The sequence below is a fragment of the Streptomyces sp. NPDC098789 genome (genome assembly GCF_044759975.1).
Classification (GTDB): domain Bacteria; phylum Actinomycetota; class Actinomycetes; order Streptomycetales; family Streptomycetaceae; genus Streptomyces.
The window spans coordinates 57,228-74,349 of sequence record NZ_JBIWAJ010000006.1 but is presented as its reverse complement, the minus strand read 5'-3'; the positions used below and the strand labels follow the sequence as shown (position 1 = coordinate 74,349).

General features: G+C 72.0%; 15 protein-coding genes. All 15 read left to right on the top strand.

The annotated features are described in order from the left end of the window. Positions 1 to 12: 12 nt before the first annotated feature. Positions 13 to 1,581 carry a DUF5941 domain-containing protein gene (locus tag ACIQWR_RS14930; RefSeq protein ID WP_404008680.1) on the top strand — a complete coding sequence of 523 codons (1,569 nt, stop codon included), beginning with the start codon at positions 13 to 15 and terminating at the stop codon, positions 1,579 to 1,581. Beyond that, positions 1,578 to 2,330: a sugar phosphate nucleotidyltransferase gene (locus ACIQWR_RS14925; RefSeq protein WP_399256321.1), complete on the top strand. Its 753-nt coding sequence runs from the start codon at positions 1,578 to 1,580 to the stop codon at positions 2,328 to 2,330. The genes ACIQWR_RS14930 and ACIQWR_RS14925 overlap by 4 nt, the downstream gene beginning before the upstream one ends. After that, a complete protein-coding gene (locus tag ACIQWR_RS14920; protein ID WP_354380867.1) occupies positions 2,318 to 3,379 on the top strand; it encodes an iron-containing alcohol dehydrogenase family protein in 1,062 nt (353 codons plus the stop codon). The genes ACIQWR_RS14925 and ACIQWR_RS14920 overlap by 13 nt, the downstream gene beginning before the upstream one ends. Next, positions 3,357 to 4,136 (top strand): CDP-alcohol phosphatidyltransferase family protein, encoded by a 780-nt coding sequence (locus tag ACIQWR_RS14915; RefSeq protein ID WP_404008676.1) that lies wholly within the window; start codon positions 3,357 to 3,359, stop codon positions 4,134 to 4,136. The genes ACIQWR_RS14920 and ACIQWR_RS14915 overlap by 23 nt, the downstream gene beginning before the upstream one ends. A 35-nt stretch (positions 4,137 to 4,171) precedes the next feature. Further along, positions 4,172 to 5,017, top strand: a complete 846-nt coding sequence (locus ACIQWR_RS14910; protein ID WP_404009349.1) for a glycosyltransferase family 2 protein — start codon at positions 4,172 to 4,174, stop codon at positions 5,015 to 5,017. Between the two features lie 122 nt (positions 5,018 to 5,139). Next, a complete protein-coding gene (locus ACIQWR_RS14905; protein ID WP_404008673.1) occupies positions 5,140 to 6,069 on the top strand; it encodes an ABC transporter permease in 930 nt (309 codons plus the stop codon). After that, positions 6,062 to 6,850 (top strand): ABC transporter ATP-binding protein, encoded by a 789-nt coding sequence (locus ACIQWR_RS14900; protein WP_404008670.1) that lies wholly within the window; start codon positions 6,062 to 6,064, stop codon positions 6,848 to 6,850. Before ACIQWR_RS14905 ends, ACIQWR_RS14900 begins: the two co-directional genes overlap by 8 nt. A gap of 424 nt (positions 6,851 to 7,274) precedes the next feature. Further along, positions 7,275 to 8,204, top strand: a complete 930-nt coding sequence (gene hpnC, locus ACIQWR_RS14895) for a squalene synthase HpnC (RefSeq protein WP_404008668.1) — start codon at positions 7,275 to 7,277, stop codon at positions 8,202 to 8,204. Next, complete coding sequence (gene hpnD / locus ACIQWR_RS14890) at positions 8,201 to 9,169, top strand: presqualene diphosphate synthase HpnD (protein ID WP_404008665.1); 969 nt, start codon at positions 8,201 to 8,203, stop codon at positions 9,167 to 9,169. Before hpnC ends, hpnD begins: the two co-directional genes overlap by 4 nt. Before the next feature lie 61 nt (positions 9,170 to 9,230). Continuing rightward, entirely contained in the window at positions 9,231 to 10,604 is a 1,374-nt protein-coding gene (hpnE, locus tag ACIQWR_RS14885; RefSeq protein ID WP_404008662.1) for a hydroxysqualene dehydroxylase HpnE, read from the top strand. Between the two features lie 50 nt (positions 10,605 to 10,654). Beyond that, positions 10,655 to 11,773, top strand: coding sequence for a polyprenyl synthetase family protein (locus ACIQWR_RS14880; RefSeq protein ID WP_404008660.1), 1,119 nt, complete (start codon positions 10,655 to 10,657; stop codon positions 11,771 to 11,773). A gap of 122 nt (positions 11,774 to 11,895) precedes the next feature. Continuing rightward, positions 11,896 to 13,995: a squalene--hopene cyclase gene (shc, locus tag ACIQWR_RS14875; RefSeq protein ID WP_404008657.1), complete on the top strand. Its 2,100-nt coding sequence runs from the start codon at positions 11,896 to 11,898 to the stop codon at positions 13,993 to 13,995. Beyond that, the gene (locus ACIQWR_RS14870; protein WP_404008654.1) at positions 13,992 to 14,660 is read left to right on the top strand and encodes a 1-hydroxy-2-methyl-2-butenyl 4-diphosphate reductase; all 669 of its coding nucleotides are present in this window, start codon (positions 13,992 to 13,994) and stop codon (positions 14,658 to 14,660) included. Before shc ends, ACIQWR_RS14870 begins: the two co-directional genes overlap by 4 nt. A gap of 5 nt (positions 14,661 to 14,665) precedes the next feature. Then, a complete protein-coding gene (gene hpnH, locus ACIQWR_RS14865) occupies positions 14,666 to 15,697 on the top strand; it encodes an adenosyl-hopene transferase HpnH (protein WP_399256338.1) in 1,032 nt (343 codons plus the stop codon). After that, positions 15,694 to 17,100, top strand: a complete 1,407-nt coding sequence (locus ACIQWR_RS14860) for an aspartate aminotransferase family protein (protein WP_404008651.1) — start codon at positions 15,694 to 15,696, stop codon at positions 17,098 to 17,100. The genes hpnH and ACIQWR_RS14860 overlap by 4 nt, the downstream gene beginning before the upstream one ends. Positions 17,101 to 17,122: the final 22 nt, after the last annotated feature.

Here is a 17,122-nt window from a genome sequence, read left to right as displayed (position 1 = left end):
GACGCCTGCGCGGTGCCGGGCGCGTTCGCCGTGCAGAGCGGCGCCCGCGCCGCGCTCGCCCGGGCCGCCGCTACCGGCGCCGACGGCGGGGAAGCGGACCCCGCTCCCTACGCCGACCGGCTCGCCGCGTCCGTCGAGGCCACCGGCACCCCCGTCCACCGCCCCGAGCTGGGCAGCCTCGTCGCGGCCGTCCCCGCGACGGGCGACGAGCGCCGGGCCGCCGAGGCCGCCGTGGCCGCCGTCGACGACGAGGCCGTCCGGCTGCGCACCGCCGTGAAGTCCCGCGACGGGTTCTTCACCACCTTCTTCATCAGCCCGTACTCGCGCTACATCGCCCGCTGGTGCGCGCGCCGGGGGCTGACCCCGAACCAGGTCACCACCGCCTCGCTGATCACCGCGCTGATCGCGGCGGGCTGCGCGGCGACCGGGGACCGCTGGGGCTACGTCGCCGCGGGCGTCCTGCTCCTCGTCTCCTTCGTCCTGGACTGCACCGACGGGCAGCTCGCCCGCTACTCGCTCCAGTACTCGACGATGGGCGCCTGGCTCGACGCCACCTTCGACCGCGCGAAGGAGTACTCCTTCTACGCGGGGCTGGCGCTCGGCGCGGCTCGCAACGGTGACGACGTCTGGGCCCTGGCGCTCGGCTCGATGATCCTGATGACCTGCCGCCACGTCGTGGACTTCGCCTTCAACGAGGCCAACCACGACGCGACCGCCAACACGAGCCCCACCGCCGCGCTGTCCGACAAGCTCGACAGCGTCGGCTGGACGGTCTGGGTCCGCCGGATGATCATCCTGCCGATCGGTGAGCGCTGGGCGATGATCGCGGTCCTGACCGCCGTCACCACCCCCCGCACCGTCTTCTACGCCCTGCTCGTCGGCTGCGCCTTCGGCGCGCTCTACACCACCGCCGGCCGGGTGCTGCGTTCCCTGACCCGCAAGGCGAAGCGGACCGACCGGGCCGCCGAGGCCCTGGCCGAGCTGGCCGACTCGGGGGTGCGCGCCTGGCGCGACACCCGCCGGATCGCCCGCCGCAAGCCGACGCGCGCCTCGCTGTGGCTGGCCCTGGGCTCCTCCCTGGTGATGGCCGGGGGGGCCGTCACCCAGGACTTCGGCGACCCCTGGCTGATCACGACCGCCGTGGGCTACGTCATCTTCGCGGGCGCGGCGGTCTCCTACCCCCTCAAGGGCGCCCTCGACTGGCTCGTCCCGCCCCTCTTCCGGTTCGCCGAGTACGTGACCGTCCTCGCGCTCGCCGTGAAGTCGGACGTCCCCGGAGCCCTTCCCGCGGCATTCGGACTGGTCGCGGCGGTCGCCTACCATCACTACGACACGGTGTACCGCATCCGCGGCGGCACCGGCGCGCCCCCGCACTGGCTGGTGCGGACGACGGGCGGCCACGAGGGCCGGGTCCTGTTGATCACGGTCCTGGCCACCGTCCTGGCGGAGCGCGCCACGGACTTCCCCGTCGCGCTCACGGCCCTGGCCGTGTTCGTGGCACTCGTGGTGCTCGTGGAGAGCATCCGGTTCTGGGTCTCCTCGGGAGCACCCGCCGTACATGACGAAGGAGAACCAGCATGATCGGCCTTGTCCTCGCGGCCGGTGCCGGACGCCGCCTGCGTCCCTACACCGACACCCTCCCCAAGGCCCTCGTGCCCGTCGGCCCCGCTGGCGACGAGGAGAGCATCACCGTCCTCGACCTGACCCTCGGCAACTTCGCCGAGGTCGGCCTCACCGAGGTCGCGATCGTCGTCGGCTACCGCAAGGAAGCCGTCTACGAGCGCCGCGAGGCCCTGGAGGCCAAGTACGGCGTCAAGATCACGCTGATCGACAACGACAAGGCCGAGGAGTGGAACAACGCCTACTCCCTGTGGTGCGCCCGTGAGGTCCTGAAGCAGGGCGTCATCCTCGCCAACGGCGACACCGTGCACCCGGTCTCCGTCGAGCGGACCCTGCTCGCCGCCCGCGGCCAGGGCCAGAAGATCATCCTCGCCCTCGACACGGTCAAGCACCTGGCCGACGAGGAGATGAAGGTCATCACCGACGGCGAGCAGGGCGTGCGCCGGATCACCAAGCTGATGGACCCCGCCACCGCGACCGGCGAGTACATCGGCGTCACCCTGATCGAGCCGGAGGCCGCCGAGGCGCTGGCCGAGGCGCTGAAGACCACCTTCGAGCGCGACCCCGACCTCTACTACGAGGACGGCTACCAGCAGCTCGTCAACGACGGTTTCACGATCGACGTGGCCCCCATCGGTGACGTCAAGTGGGTCGAGATCGACAACCACGACGACCTCGCCAAGGGCCGGACGATCGCATGCCTGTACTGACGCGGCTCATCCCCTCGCCGGTCGTCGTCGACATCAGTCGTGGCGCCATGGACGACCTGGCCGGCCTGCTGGCCGACCAGCGGATCTCCGCGTCCGGGAAGCTGGCGATCGCGATCAGCGGCGGCTCCGGGGTGGCGCTGCGCGCCAAGCTGGAGCCCGTCCTGCCGCACGCCGACTGGTACCCGGTCGTCGACGGCACGATCGATTCCGCCGTCAAGCTGTCCGACGACATAAAGGGTCGCCGCTACGACGCCGTCGTGGGCCTGGGCGGCGGCAAGATCATCGACGTGGCGAAGTACGCCGCGGCGCGGGTCGGCCTGCCCATGGTGGCCGTCGCCACGAACCTCTCGCACGACGGCATCTGCTCCCCGGTCGCCACGCTGGACAACGACAACGGCCGCGGCTCCTACGGAGTCCCCACGCCGATCGCCCTGGTCATCGACCTGGACGTGGTCCGCGACGCCCCGGTGCGGTTCGTCCGCTCCGGCATCGGCGACGCGCTGTCCAACATCTCGGCCATCGCCGACTGGGAGCTGTCGCACAAGATCACCGACGAGCCCGTCGACGGCCTGGCCGCCGCCATGGCCCGCACCGCGGGCGAAGCCGTACTGCGCCACCCCGGCACGGTCGGCGACGACGAGTTCCTCACCGTGCTCTCCGAGTCCCTGGTGCTCACCGGCATCGCCATGTCGATCAGCGGGGACACCCGCCCGGCCTCCGGCGCCTGCCACGAGATCAGCCACGCCTTCGACCTGCTGTACCCGGGGCGCTCCGCGCTCCACGGCGAGCAGGTCGGCCTCGGCGCGGCCTTCGCGATGCACCTGCGCGGGGCCACCGAGCAGGCCGGGCTCTTCGCCGAGGTGCTGCGCCGCCACGCGCTGCCCGTGCTGCCCGAGGAGATCGGTTTCAGCGTGGACGAGTTCGTCGCGGCCGTGGAGTACGCACCCCAGACCCGACCGGGACGTTTCACCATCCTGGAGCACCTCAACCTGTCCGCCGCCGAGATCAGGGACGCCTACTCCGACTATGCAGAGACCATCCGTAGCTGAACTCCGGCCCGTCGTTCACCCGGCGGGCGTCAAGGACCGGGTCAGCGGCGAGCACTGGGGCGGGCGCCTCTACATGCGCGAGATCTCCCTGCGCATCACCCGCCTCCTGGTCACCACCAAGGTCACGCCGAACCAGCTGACCTACGTGATGACCCTCGCCGGTGTCCTCGCCCTCCCGGCGCTGCTGCTGCCGGGCGTCTGGGGCGCCGTCCTCGGCGTGGTCATGGTCCAGCTCTACCTGCTGCTCGACTGCGTCGACGGCGAGGTGGCCCGCTGGAAGAAGCAGTTCTCGCTCTCCGGCGTGTACCTGGACCGCGTCGGCGCCTACCTGTGCGACGCGGCCGTCCTCGTCGGCTTCGGCCTGCGCGCCGCCGACCTGTGGGGCGGCGGGCGGATCGATTGGCTGTGGGCCTTCCTCGGCACCCTGGCGGCGCTCGGCGCGATCCTGATCAAGGCCGAGACCGACCTGGTCGGCGTCGCCCGGCACCAGGCCGGCAAGCCCGTGGTCAAGGACGCGGCGGCCGAGCCGCGCTCCTCCGGCGTGGCACTGGCCCGCAAGGCCGCCGCCGCGCTCAAGTTCCACCGGCTGGTCCTCGGCATCGAGGCGTCCCTGCTGATCCTGGCGCTGGCCGTCGTGGACCAGGTCCGTGGCGACCTGTACTTCTCCCGGCTCGGCGTCGCCGTGCTGGCGGGCATCGCGATGCTCCAGACCGTGCTGCACCTGGTCTCCATCCTGGCCTCCAGCAGGCTCAAGTGACCGCGCCGCTGCGGCTGGGCGCCGTGATCATCACCATGGGCAACCGGCCCGACGAGCTGAAGGCGCTGCTCGACTCCGTGGCCCGGCAGGAGGGCGACCCCGTCGAGGTGGTCGTCGTGGGCCAGGGCGTACGGGTCACCGACCTGCCCGACGGGGTCCGCACCATCGACCTGCCCGAGAACCTGGGCATCCCCGGCGGCCGCAACGTCGGCATCGAGGCCTTCGGCCCCGGTGGCCGCGACGTGGACGCCCTGCTCTTCCTCGACGACGACGGGCTGCTGGAGCGCACCGACACCGCGCAGCTGTGCCGCCGGGCCTTCGCCGAGGACCCGGCACTGGGGATCGTCAGCTTCCGGATCACCGATCCGGAGAGCGGCGAGACCCAGCGCCGGCACGTGCCCCGGCTGCGCGCCTCCGACCCGATGCGCTCCTCCCGCGTGACCACCTTCCTCGGCGGCGCCAACGCCGTACGGACGAAGGTGTTCGAGCAGGTCGGAGCGCTGCCGGCGGAGTTCTTCTACGCGCACGAGGAGACCGACCTGGCCTGGCGCGCGCTCGACGCGGGCTGGCTGATCGACTACCGCGCCGACATGGTGCTCCTGCACCCGAAGACGGCCCCCTCCCGGCACGCGGTCTACCACCGGATGGTGGCCCGCAACCGGGTGTGGCTGGCCCGGCGCAACCTGCCCGCCCCGCTCGTTCCCGTGTACGTCGGCGTCTGGCTGCTGCTGACGCTGGCCCGCCGCCCCTCCGCGAGCGCCCTCAAGGCGTGGTTCGGCGGGTTCAAGGAGGGCTGGGTCACCCCGTGCGGTCCCCGCCGCCCCATGAAGTGGCGGACCGTATGGCGGCTGACCAGGCTCGGTCGGCCCCCCGTCATCTGACGGCGCCGACCACCCGTCATCTGACGACAACGCCGGGTCTGGGAGCATGGGTGCCTATCCCTGGCACTCGGCGCCCCGGCCCGACGCCCCCTGCCGCATCTTGAAGACGAAAGTTTCAACTTGTGAGTGACACAACCCACGACGGCGCCCTCGCCACGAGCAGGCCGCCGTCAGCCGACGAAGGCCTCACGGCCGCGGAGCTAGCCAAGAAATACGGCCTGTCCGTGAGCGGTGCCCGGCCCGGGCTCGGCGAGTACGTCCGGCAGCTCTGGGGACGTCGCCACTTCATCATGGCCTTCTCCCAGGCCAAGCTGATGGCCCAGTACAGCCAGGCGAAGCTCGGCCAGATCTGGCAGGTGGCGACCCCGCTGCTGAACGCCGGTGTCTACCTGCTGATCTTCGGCGTGATCCTCGGCGCGTCCAAGGGCATGACCCTGAAGGAGTACATCCCCTTCCTGGTCATCGGGATCTTCGTCTTCACCTTCACCCAGAGCTCCGTGATGGCCGGTGTCCGGGCGATCTCCGGCAACCTCGGCCTGGTGCGGGCCCTGCACTTCCCGCGCGCCTCGCTGCCGATCTCCTTCTCGCTCCAGCAGCTCCAGCAGCTGCTGTACTCGATGATCGTGGTCGTCGTGATCACCATCGGGTTCGGCAACTACCCACGGCTCTCCTGGCTGCTGGTGGTGCCCGTGCTGGTGCTCCAGTTCGTCTTCAACACCGGGCTGGCGCTGGTCTTCGCGCGAATGGGATCGAAGACCCCCGACCTCGCCCAGCTGATGCCGTTCCTGCTGCGCACCTGGATGTACACGTCCGGCGTGATGTTCTCCATCGAGGCGTTCCTCAGGGGCAAGCCGCAGTGGATCTCGGACGTCCTGCAGTGGAACCCGGCGGCCATCTACATGGACCTCATCCGGTACGCGCTGATCGACAACTACACCGCCGCCAAGCTGCCGCCGCACGTGTGGGCCTTCGCGCTCGGCTGGGCGGTCGTCGTCGGCGGGCTGGGCTTCGTGTACTTCTGGAAGTCCGAGGAGCGTTACGGCCGTGGCTGACACCACCGTGGGGCAGGTCCCCACCGTCATCGCCGACGATGTGCACATCGTCTACCGCGTCAACACCGGCGGCGGGGGCAAGGGCAGCGCGACCGCCGCCCTGAGCAAGATAGTCCGCCGCAGCAAGAACAAGGGCGACACGCCCGGGGTGCGCAAGGTGCACGCCGTGCGCGGCGTCTCCTTCACCGCGTACCGCGGCGAGGCCATCGGCCTGATCGGCTCCAACGGCTCCGGCAAGTCCACCCTGCTGCGGGCCATCGCCGGGCTGCTGCCCTGCGAGTCCGGCAAGGTCTACACCGACGGGCAGCCCTCGTTGCTCGGCGTGAACGCGGCGCTGATGAACGATCTGACCGGCGAGCGCAACGTGATGCTCGGCGGCCTCGCGATGGGCATGTCCCGCGAGGAGATCAAGGAGCGCTACGAGGGGATCGTGGACTTCTCCGGCATCAACGAAAAGGGCGACTTCATCTCCCTTCCGATGCGCACCTACTCCTCCGGCATGGCGGCCCGACTGCGCTTTTCCATCGCCGCGGCCAAGGACCACGACGTCCTGATGATCGACGAGGCGCTCGCCACCGGAGACCGGAAGTTCCAGATCCGCTCCGAGGAGCGCATCCGCGAACTGCGCAAGGAGGCCGGCACGGTCTTCCTCGTCAGCCACAGCAACAAGTCGATCCGCGACACCTGTGACCGGGTGCTCTGGCTGGAGCGCGGCGAACTCCTCATGGACGGACCGACCGAAGAGGTCGTCTCCGCCTACGAGAAGGAGACCGGGAGCTAGGCCGTCCCTTTCGGATCCCGCCGGATCCGCCGGGCGACACGCCGAGGGCCCCGCCGTGCTGAGCGGCCGGGGCCTTCGGCGTGTCGACACCCCCTGGAGGCGGACTCGCGATGTCCTCTTCCTACCCGTTCCGCGGGGTCGCGCGGTGGAGATATTTCCCCAGCTGTGACATCTCGTAATGGGGCGAATACCCGATAGGCCCCGGCGCCGTTGTACAACGTAAGCTGGACCGGTCCTGAATCGCGGTATGCGGGCCGGATTCCCCGCAGGTGAACGGCCCGGCGCACCCCGGGTAAAGTCCGGCGGCGTGTCCGAAATAGGATGTATTGGGTCGGCAGTGTAGAACGGGAGATGTGACGGCAATGGCTACGGGAATTCTCCGGCCCCCAGGCGTTTTGGCCGTCCCCGCCCCGGGCGGCGGGCGGTGACCCCGGGGCAGCGCATCCGTCCCCGGGAGGACGCCGACCCCGCGCGCGCCACCCTCCGCAAGGCCGCCGCGGAGAACTTCCCCGTCGCGCCCGCCTTCCTGCCCCGCGCCTGGCGCGATGGCCTGACCGCGGTCTACGGCTACGCCCGCCTGGTGGACGACATCGGCGACGGCGACCTCGCCCCCGGTGGCCGCGACGCCGCGCTCCTGGGCCTGGACCCCGAACAGGTCGACGACCGGCTCGCCGTGCTGGACGCCCTCGAAGCCGACCTGCACCGGGTCTTCGCCTCCTCGGGCGAAGGCCCGCGCCACCCGCTGCTCCAGGCCCTGCGGCCCGTCGTACGCACCCACGCGCTCACCCCCGAGCCCTTCCTCGGGCTCGTCGAAGCCAACCGGCAGGACCAGCGGGTGGCGCGCTACGAGACGTACGAGGACCTGCTCGCCTACTGCGAACTGTCCGCCAACCCGGTCGGCCGCCTCGTGCTCTCCCTCACCGGAACCAGCACACCCGAACGCGTGCGCCGTTCCGACGAGATCTGCACCGCCCTGCAGATCGTCGAACACCTCCAGGACATCACCGAGGACCTGGACCGGGACCGGATCTACCTCCCGGCCCAGGACATGCGCCGCTTCCACGTCACCGAGGCCGACCTGCGCGCCCCGGTCGCGAACGCGTCCGTCCGCTCCCTGGTCGCGTTCGAATCCGAACGCGCCCGCCACCTCCTGAATGAAGGCACCCCCCTGGTGGGTAGCGTGCACGGCAGACTCCGGGTGCTGCTCGCGGGCTTCGTGGGAGGCGGGCGCGCCGCCCTGAACGCCGTGGCAGCCGCCGGATTCGACGTGGCACCCGGCCCGCCCAAGCCCACCAGGAGCGGCCTGCTCCGCGAGGTGGCCGCCGTCCTGCGCACAGCGCCGAGAAAGAGGTGAGCCCGAACGTGGAGGGCCCCACGCACGCGTCCGCACCGTCCGCCCCGTCGGCACCGGTACTCGCCGCCTACAGCTACTGCGAAGCCGTCACCGGATCGCAGGCGCGCAACTTCGCGTACGGCATCAGGCTGCTGCCCACCGACAAGCGGCAGGCGATGTCCGCGCTGTACGCCTTCTCCCGGCGCGTCGACGACATCGGTGACGGGACGCTCCCGCCCGAAGCCAAGTTCGCCCGGCTGGAGGAGACCCGCGCCCTGCTCGCCCGGGTCATCGACGGCGGCGTCGACGAGGACGACACCGACCCGGTCGCCGTCGCCCTCGCCCACGCCGCCCGCCGCTTCCCCATCCCCCTCGGCGGCCTCGACGAACTCATCGACGGCGTCCTGATGGACGTCCGCGGCGAGAGCTACGAGACCTGGGACGACCTCAAGGTCTACTGCCGCTGCGTCGCGGGCGCCATCGGCCGGCTCTCCCTCGGCGTGTTCGGCACCACGCCCGGCGCGCCGGACGCCGCCCGCGCGGGCGAGTACGCCGACACGCTCGGCCTCGCCCTGCAACTCACCAACATCCTCCGCGACGTTCGCGAGGACGCGGGCAACGGGCGCACCTACCTGCCCGCCGAGGACCTCGCCAAGTTCGGCTGCTCCGACGGCTTCCACAGCGACCGGGCCCCCGCCGGAGCGGACTTCGCCGGGCTCGTCCACCACGAAGTGCGCCGCGCCCGCGCCCTGTTCGTCGAGGGCTACCGGCTGCTGCCCATGCTCGACCGGCGCAGCGGCGCCTGCGTCGCCGCCATGGCCGGGATCTACCGGCGCCTGCTCGACCGGATCGAGCGCGAACCCGAGGCGGTGCTGCGCGGGCGCGTCTCGCTGCCGGCCCGCGAGAAGGCGTACGTCGCCGTGCGCGGCCTCTCGGGCCTCGACGCCCGGACCATCTCGCGCCAGAGCACCCGGAGGCGGCCCTGATGCGAACCGGCGCAACCCCGAGCGGCGCCTCAGCGTCTGTCGGGGCGAACAAGGAGGATCAATGACCGCGGACCGAGCGGTGGTCATCGGGGGCGGCCTCGCCGGAGCGAGCGCCGCGCTCCAGCTCGCCGACGCCGGCATGCGCGTGACGCTGCTGGAAGGCCGCCCGCGGCTCGGCGGGCTCGCCTTCTCCTTCAAGCGCGGCGACCTCGACGTCGACAACGGCCAGCACGTGTACCTGCGCTGCTGCACCGCCTACCGCTGGTTCCTGGACCGGATCGACGGCGCCGACCTCGCCCCGCTGCAGGACCGGCTCGACGTACCCGTCCTCGACGTCGCGCACCCCGGCGGGCCGCGGCTGGGCCGACTGCGCCGCAGCGCCCTGCCCGTCCCCCTGCACCTCGCCTCGTCGCTGGCCCGTTACCCGCACCTCTCCCTCGCCGAGCGGGCGAGCGTCGGACGGGCGGCCCTCGCGCTGCGCCGCCTCGACCCGGCCGACCCGGCGCTCGACGGGCTGGACTTCGCGACCTGGCTCGGCCGCTACGGACAGTCCCCGCGGGCCATCGAGGCCCTGTGGGACCTCGTCGGCATCGCCACCCTGAACGCCACCGCCGCACAGTCCTCGCTCGGACTGGCCGCCATGGTCTTCAAGACCGGACTGCTCTCCGAGAACGGCGCGGCCGACATCGGCTGGGCCCGGGTGCCGCTCGGAGACCTCCACGACACGCTCGCCCGCAAGGCCCTCGACGCGGCCGGCGTCCGCACCGAACTGCGCGCCCGCGTCACCGACATCAGCCGCGCCCCGGAGGGCGGTTGGCGCGTCGCCACCGAGGACCGGAGCATCGACGCCGACACCGTCGTGCTCGCCGTCCCGCAGGGCGAGGCCCACGGCCTGCTGCCCCCCGGCGCCCTGGAGGACCCCGACAAGCTCCTCGACATCGGCACCGCACCCATCCTCAACGTCCACGTCGTCTACGACCGCAAGGTGCTCAAGCAGCCCTTCTTCGCGGCGCTCGGCTCCCCGGTCCAGTGGGTCTTCGACCGGACCGACAGCTCCGGCCTGGCCGACGGCGGCCAGTACCTGGCCCTGTCCCAGTCCGTCGCCCAGGACGACATCGACGAACCCGTCTCGGTGCTGCGCGCGAAGTACCTGCCCGAGCTGGAGCGGCTGCTGCCCGCCGCCCGCGGCGCCAAGGTCCGCGACTTCTTCGTCACCCGGGAGCGGACGGCCACGTTCGCCCCCACGCCCGGCGTCGGCCGGCTGCGACCGGCGGCCCGCACCGACGCGCCCGGGCTGTACCTGGCCGGCGCGTGGACCGCCACCGGCTGGCCCGCCACCATGGAGAGCGCCGTACGGAGCGGACTGAACGCGGCCCACGCCGCGCTCGCCGCCCTCGGCCGCCCCCGCGAACACCCGCTGCAGGAGGCGGCATGACGATCACCAGCACGACCGGTACCGCACGTACAGGAACCAGAGGAGAGCCAGTGAACCCGGGGAACCCGGCTGTCGGGAGCGCCGAGCAGGCCGAGGGCGCAGCGAGCGCCGCGGGCGCGGCCCGCGGCGGAGCGGAGCGCACGGACACCGTCGCGCTCCTGGAGCGCGGCCGCACCCTGTCGACTCCCGTCCTGCGCGCGGCGGTCTCGCGGCTCGCACCGCCCATGGACACCGTCGCCGCCTACCACTTCGGTTGGATCGACGCCCAGGGCAACCCGGCCGACGGCGACGGCGGCAAGGCCGTGCGCCCCGCGCTCGCGCTGCTCTCCGCCGAGGCGGCGGGCGCGGCGGCCGAGGTCGGCGTCCCCGGCGCGGTCGCCGTCGAGCTGGTGCACAACTTCTCCCTGCTGCACGACGACCTGATGGACGGCGACGAGCAGCGCCGCCACCGCGACACGGTGTGGAAGGTGCACGGCCCGGCCCTGGCGATCCTGGTCGGCGACGCGCTGTTCGCGCTCGCCAACGAGCTCCTGCTGGAACTGGGCACGGTCGAGGCCGGTCGCGCCGCGCTCCGACTGACCACCGCCAGCCGCAAGCTGATCGACGGCCAGGCCCAGGACATCTCCTACGAGCACCGCGAGCGCGTCAGCGTCGAGGAATGCCTGGAGATGGAGGGCAACAAGACCGGCGCGCTGCTCGCCTGCGCGGTCTCCATCGGCGCGGTGCTCGGCGGCGCCGACGACCGTACGGCCGACAAGCTGGAGGAGTACGGCTACCACCTCGGCCTCGCCTTCCAGGCCGTCGACGACCTGCTCGGCATCTGGGGCGACCCCGAGTCCACGGGCAAGCAGACCTGGAGCGACCTGCGCCAGCGCAAGAAGTCCCTGCCCGTGGTCGCCGCGCTCGCCGCGGGCGGCCCGGCCTCCCAGGAGCTCGGCGAACTCCTCGCCGCCGATGCGAAGAGCAACGACTTCGAGAACTTCTCGGAGGAGGAGTTCGCGGCCCGCGCCGCGCTCATCGAGGCGGCGGGCGGTCGCCAGTGGACCGCCGACGAGGCGCGCCGCCAGCACGTGATCGCCGTCAAGGCGCTCGACGACGTGGACATGCCCCAGCGGGTGCGCGACCAGCTCGTCGCCCTCGCCGACTTCGTCGTCGTGCGCAAGAGGTGATCGCCACCCGGACGCGGATATGACGCGCAAGTCGCCGGCCGGAGCCGCTTCCCACGAGTAGCGCGCACCGGCCGACGGCGGACCCCAGCACAGCAGAGGACACTGCCACGTAAGGGGAAGCCATGACAGCGACGACCGACGGCGGCGGTGGGGACTGCCCCGCCGACTCGGACAGCGACACCGCACCACCACCGCGCCCGCAGCGCGGCGCACCGCCGGGCCGGAGCGCGGGCCCCGAGCGCGCCGCGGCGCGGGCCACCGACGAGCGCGTCCGGGAGGCCGCGGACCGGGCCACCCGCAACCTGCTGGACCGCCAGGACCCCGAGGGCTGGTGGAAGGGCGACCTGGAGACCAACGTCACCATGGACGCCGAGGACCTGTTCCTGCGGCAGTTCCTCGGCGTCCAGGACGAGGCGACCACCCGGGCCGCCGGGCTGTTCATCCGCGGCGAGCAGGGCCCCGACGGCACCTGGGCCACCTTCCACGGCGGCCCGTCCGACCTGTCCGCGACCATCGAGGCGTACGTCGCCCTGCGCCTGGCCGGCGACGATCCGGACGAGGCGCACATGGCCCGCGCCTCGGCCTGGATCCGGGCCCACGGCGGGATCGCGGCCGCCCGGGTGTTCACCCGGATCTGGCTGGCCCTGTTCGGCTGGTGGAGCTGGGACCAGCTGCCCGAACTCCCGCCCGAGCTGGTGTTCCTGCCCAAGTGGGTGCCGCTCAACATCTACGACTTCGGCTGCTGGGCCCGCCAGACCATCGTGCCGCTCACGATCGTCTCCGCCCAGCGGCCGGTCCGCCCGGCGCCCTTCGCCCTCGACGAACTGCACGCCGACGCGCGGGACCCGTATCCCGCGCGGCAGTTGGCCCGTCTCGCCAGTTGGGACGGCGCCTTCCAGCGGATGGACCGGGCCCTGCACCTCTACCGCCGGTTCGCGCCGCGCCGGTTGCGCAAGGCCGCCATGGACGCGGCCGCCCGCTGGATCATCGAACGCCAGGAGAGCGACGGCTGTTGGGGCGGCATCCAACCGCCCGCCGTGTACTCCGTCATCGCGCTGCACCTGCTCGGCTACGACCTGCGCCACCCGGTGATGCGCGCGGGGCTGGAGTCCCTCGACCGCTTCGCCGTGTGGCGCGAGGACGGGGCGCGGATGATCGAGGCCTGCCAGTCCCCGGTCTGGGACACCTGCCTCGCCGCGATCGCGCTCGCCGACGCCGGCCTGGCGCCCGACCACCCCGCCCTGGTCAAGGCCGCCGACTGGATGCTCGGCGAGGAGATCGTCCGCAGCGGCGACTGGGCCGTCAAGCGCCCCGGACTCGCCCCCGGGGGTTGGGCGTTCGAGTTCCACAACGACAACTACCCCGACATCGACGACACCGCCGAGGTCGTGCTCGCCCTGCGCCGGATCCACCACCCGGACCCCGCGCGGCTGGAGGCGGCCGTGGCCCGCGGGGTGTCCTGGAACCTCGGCATGCAGTCCCGCAACGGGGCCTGGGGCGCCTTCGACGCCGACAACACCAGCGTGCTGCCCAACCGGCTGCCGTTCTGCGACTTCGGCGAGGTCATCGACCCGCCCTCGGCGGACGTCACCGCCCACGTCGTGGAGATGCTCGCCGTCGAGGGCAGGTCGGGGGACCCCCGCACCCGACGCGGCATCGACTGGTTGCTCGCCGAACAGGAGTCCTACGGAGCCTGGTTCGGCCGCTGGGGCACCAACTACGTGTACGGAACGGGGTCGGTGGTCCCCGCGCTCACCGCCGCCGGGACGCCGCTCACCCATCCCGCGATCCGGCGAGCGGTGGCGTGGCTGGAGACCGTACAGAACGAGGACGGGGGCTGGGGCGAGGACCAGCGCTCCTACCAGGATCCCGCCTGGGCGGGGCGCGGCGCCTCCACCGCCTCGCAGACCGCGTGGGCCCTGATGGCCCTGCTCTCGGCCGGGGAGCGCGAGAGCGGGGCCGTGCGGCGGGGGATCGCCTACCTGGTGGAGACCCAGCGGGCCGACGGCTCCTGGGACGAGCCCTACTTCACCGGCACCGGCTTCCCCTGGGACTTCTCCATCAACTACCACCTCTACCGGCAGGTGTTCCCCCTGACGGCACTCGGCCGCTACCTGTACGGCGAGCCCTTCGGCGCGGGGGCCGACGGCGCGGCCGCCCGCGCGGGGGGCAGGGCGGTCACGGGCCCGACTCCGGCCGTCGTGGAGGGGGAGCCCCGATGACCGCGGCCCGGTCCGTCGGACCCGAACCCGACGCCCCCCTCCTCATCGCCTGCGCCCTGCGCATCGAGGAGCTGGCCCTGCGCAGCGGCCACCGCCGCGGCGCGCCCGAGGGGTACGCCGTCCTGCGCAGCGGCATGGGGCCGCGCGCCGCCGAGCGGGCCGTGGCCCGCTCGCTGGAGGAACCCCGGATGCGCGGGGCGGCGGTCCTCGCCACCGGGTTCTGCGCCGGGCTCGTCCCCGGCATGCACCCAGGCGACCTGGTGGTCGCCGAGGAGACCCGGGACCCGCGCGGCGCCGTCGACTGCGTCGCCACCGAGCGCCTCGCCGAGGCGCTCGCCCGGGCGGCACCCGGCCGGACCGTCCACACCGGCCCCCTGATCGGCTCCGACCACGTCGTCCGCGGCCAGGAGCGCGCCCACCTGCGCGCCACCGGCGCCATCGCGGTCGACATGGAATCGGCTGCCACCCTCTGGACCGCCGCCCACACCGGCGACCGCACCGGGCCGCGCCCGGTTGCCGCCGTCCGGGTGATCGTGGACGCTCCGGAGCATGAGCTGGTCCGCATCGGCACCGTACGCGGTGGAATATCAGCTTTCCGTGTATTGCGTGCCGTACTGCCCGCATTTTATGAATGGCACCGTTCTTCGCTGCTCCCCAGGAGGTGAGCCAGATGGCCATGCCGTTGCGACAGTCCATCAGGGTCGGGACGTATCTCATCGAACAGAAGCTCCGCAAGCGTGAGAAGTTCCCGCTGATCGTCGAGCTGGAGCCGCTCTACGCCTGCAACCTGGCCTGCGAGGGGTGCGGGAAGATCCAGCACCCGGCCGGGGTGCTCAAGCAGCGCATGCCGGTGGCCCAGGCGGTCGGCGCCGTACTGGAGTCCGGCGCCCCCATGGTGTCGATCGCGGGCGGCGAGCCCTTGATGCACCCGCAGATCCACGAGATCGTGCGCCAGTTGGTGGCGAAGCGGAAGTATGTGTTCCTCTGCACCAACGCGCTGCTGCTCCGCAAGAAGATGGCGAAGTTCACCCCCTCGCCCTACTTCGCCTTCGCCGTCCACATCGACGGCCTGCGCGAACGGCACGACGAATCCGTCGCGAAGGAAGGCGTCTTCGACGAGGCGGTCGAGGCCATCAAGGAGGCGAAGAAGCGCGGGTTCCGGGTGACCACGAACTCCACCTTCTTCAACACCGACACCCCGCAGACCATCATCGAGGTGCTCAACTACCTCAATGACGACCTCCAGGTGGACGAGATGATGATCTCGCCCGCCTACGCCTACGAAAAGGCCCCCGACCAGGAGCACTTCCTGGGCGTGGAACAGACCCGGGAACTCTTCCGCAAGGCGTTCTCGGGCGGGAACCGCGCCCGCTGGCGGCTGAACCACTCGCCGCTCTTCCTGGACTTCCTGGAAGGGAAGGCCGATTTCCCCTGCACCGCGTGGGCCATTCCCAACTACTCGCTCTTCGGCTGGCAGCGCCCCTGCTATCTGATGAGCGACGGGTACGTGCCGACGTACCGGGAACTGATCGAGGACACCGACTGGAGCAAGTACGGCCGCGGAAAGGACCCGCGCTGCGCGAATTGCATGGCGCACTGCGGGTACGAACCCACCGCCGTCCTCGCGACCATGGGCTCGCTGAAGGAATCGCTGCGGGCGGCCCGGGAGACGGTGGGGGGCAACCGGGAGAAGCGGCCGTGACGGCGGCCACGGGGGGCCCGGGCAAGGAGTTCGACCTGGGCTCCCTGCTGGCCGAGCGGGGCGGCGAGCGCTACGAACTGCACGCGCGCCACCTCAACCACCAGCTGCCGCGGATGCTCCACACCATCGGGTTCGACAAGGTCTACGAGCGGGCCGAGGGCGCCCACTTCTGGGACGCCGAGGGCAACGACTACCTCGACATGCTGGCGGGCTTCGGCGTGATGGGGCTGGGCCGCCACCACCCGGTCGTCCGGCGGGCGCTGCACGACGTGCTCGACGCGCAGCTCGCCGACCTCACCCGCTTCGACTGCCAGCCGCTGCCCGGGCTGCTGGCGGAGAAGCTGCTGTCCTACAGCCCGCACCTGGACCGGGTCTTCTTCGGCAACAGCGGCACCGAGGCCGTGGAGACCGCGCTCAAGTTCGCCCGCTTCGCCACGGGCCGGCCCAGGATCCTGTACTGCGACCACGCCTTCCACGGGCTCACCACCGGCGCGCTGTCGGTGAACGGGGAGGCGGGCTTCCGGGACGGGTTTGCCCCCCTGCTGCCCGACACGAAGATCGCGCTCGGGGATCTGGCGGCCCTGGAGCGCGAGCTGGCGCGCGGCGACGTGGCCGCCTTCGTCGTCGAGCCGATCCAGGGCAAGGGGGTCCTCCAGGCCCCGCCCGGCTTCCTGCGCGCCGCGCAGGAGCTGCTGCACCGGCACAAGGCGCTGCTCATCGCGGACGAGGTGCAGACCGGCCTCGGCCGGACCGGGCAGTTCTACGCCTACCAGCACGACCCGGGGGTGGAGCCGGACCTGGTCTGCGTGGCCAAGGCGCTGTCGGGCGGCTACGTGCCGGTCGGGGCGACCCTGGGCAAGGACTGGATCTTCAAGAAGGTCTACTCGTCCATGGACCGGGTGCTCGTGCACTCGGCCAGCTTCGGTGCCAACGCGCAGGCGATGGCGGCCGGGCTCGCGGTGCTCTCCGTCATGGAGAACGAGTCGGTGGTGGCGAACGCCCGCGCCATGGGCGACCTGCTGCGCGGGCGGCTCGCGGCGATGGTGGACGAGTACGAGCTGCTGCACGAGGTGCGCGGCCGGGGGCTGATGATCGGCATCGAGTTCGGTCGCCCGTCCTCGCTCGGGCTGCGCAGCCGGTGGACCATGCTCCAGGCCGCCCGCAAGGGGCTCTTCGCGCAGATGGTCGTCGTACCGCTGCTCCAGAAGCACCGGATCCTGACCCAGGTCTCCGGCGATCACCTGGAGGTGATCAAGCTGATCCCGCCGCTGATCGTGGACGAGGCGGACGTGGACCGCTTCGTGGGCGCCTTCCGGGAGGTCATGGACGACGCCCACGGCGGGGGCTCCTTGATGTGGGACTTCGGCAGGACCCTGGTCAAGCAGGCCGTCGCGAACCGCTGACGGCCCGGCCCCGCCAGGCCGG

Bases quoted from the DNA above. Each gene is read 5' to 3' on its own strand.
- ACIQWR_RS14920 (WP_354380867.1), top strand. From the start codon at position 2,318: ATGCCTGTACTGACGCGGCTCATCCCCTCGCCGGTCGTCGTCGACATC.
- ACIQWR_RS14870 (WP_404008654.1), top strand. From the start codon at position 13,992: ATGACCGCGGCCCGGTCCGTCGGACCCGAACCCGACGCCCCCCTCCTC.
- ACIQWR_RS14915 (WP_404008676.1), top strand. From the start codon at position 3,357: ATGCAGAGACCATCCGTAGCTGAACTCCGGCCCGTCGTTCACCCGGCG.
- hpnE (WP_404008662.1), top strand. From the start codon at position 9,231: ATGACCGCGGACCGAGCGGTGGTCATCGGGGGCGGCCTCGCCGGAGCG.
- hpnH (WP_399256338.1), top strand. From the start codon at position 14,666: ATGGCCATGCCGTTGCGACAGTCCATCAGGGTCGGGACGTATCTCATC.
- ACIQWR_RS14910 (WP_404009349.1), top strand. From the start codon at position 4,172: ATGGGCAACCGGCCCGACGAGCTGAAGGCGCTGCTCGACTCCGTGGCC.
- ACIQWR_RS14925 (WP_399256321.1), top strand. From the start codon at position 1,578: ATGATCGGCCTTGTCCTCGCGGCCGGTGCCGGACGCCGCCTGCGTCCC.
- shc (WP_404008657.1), top strand. From the start codon at position 11,896: ATGACAGCGACGACCGACGGCGGCGGTGGGGACTGCCCCGCCGACTCG.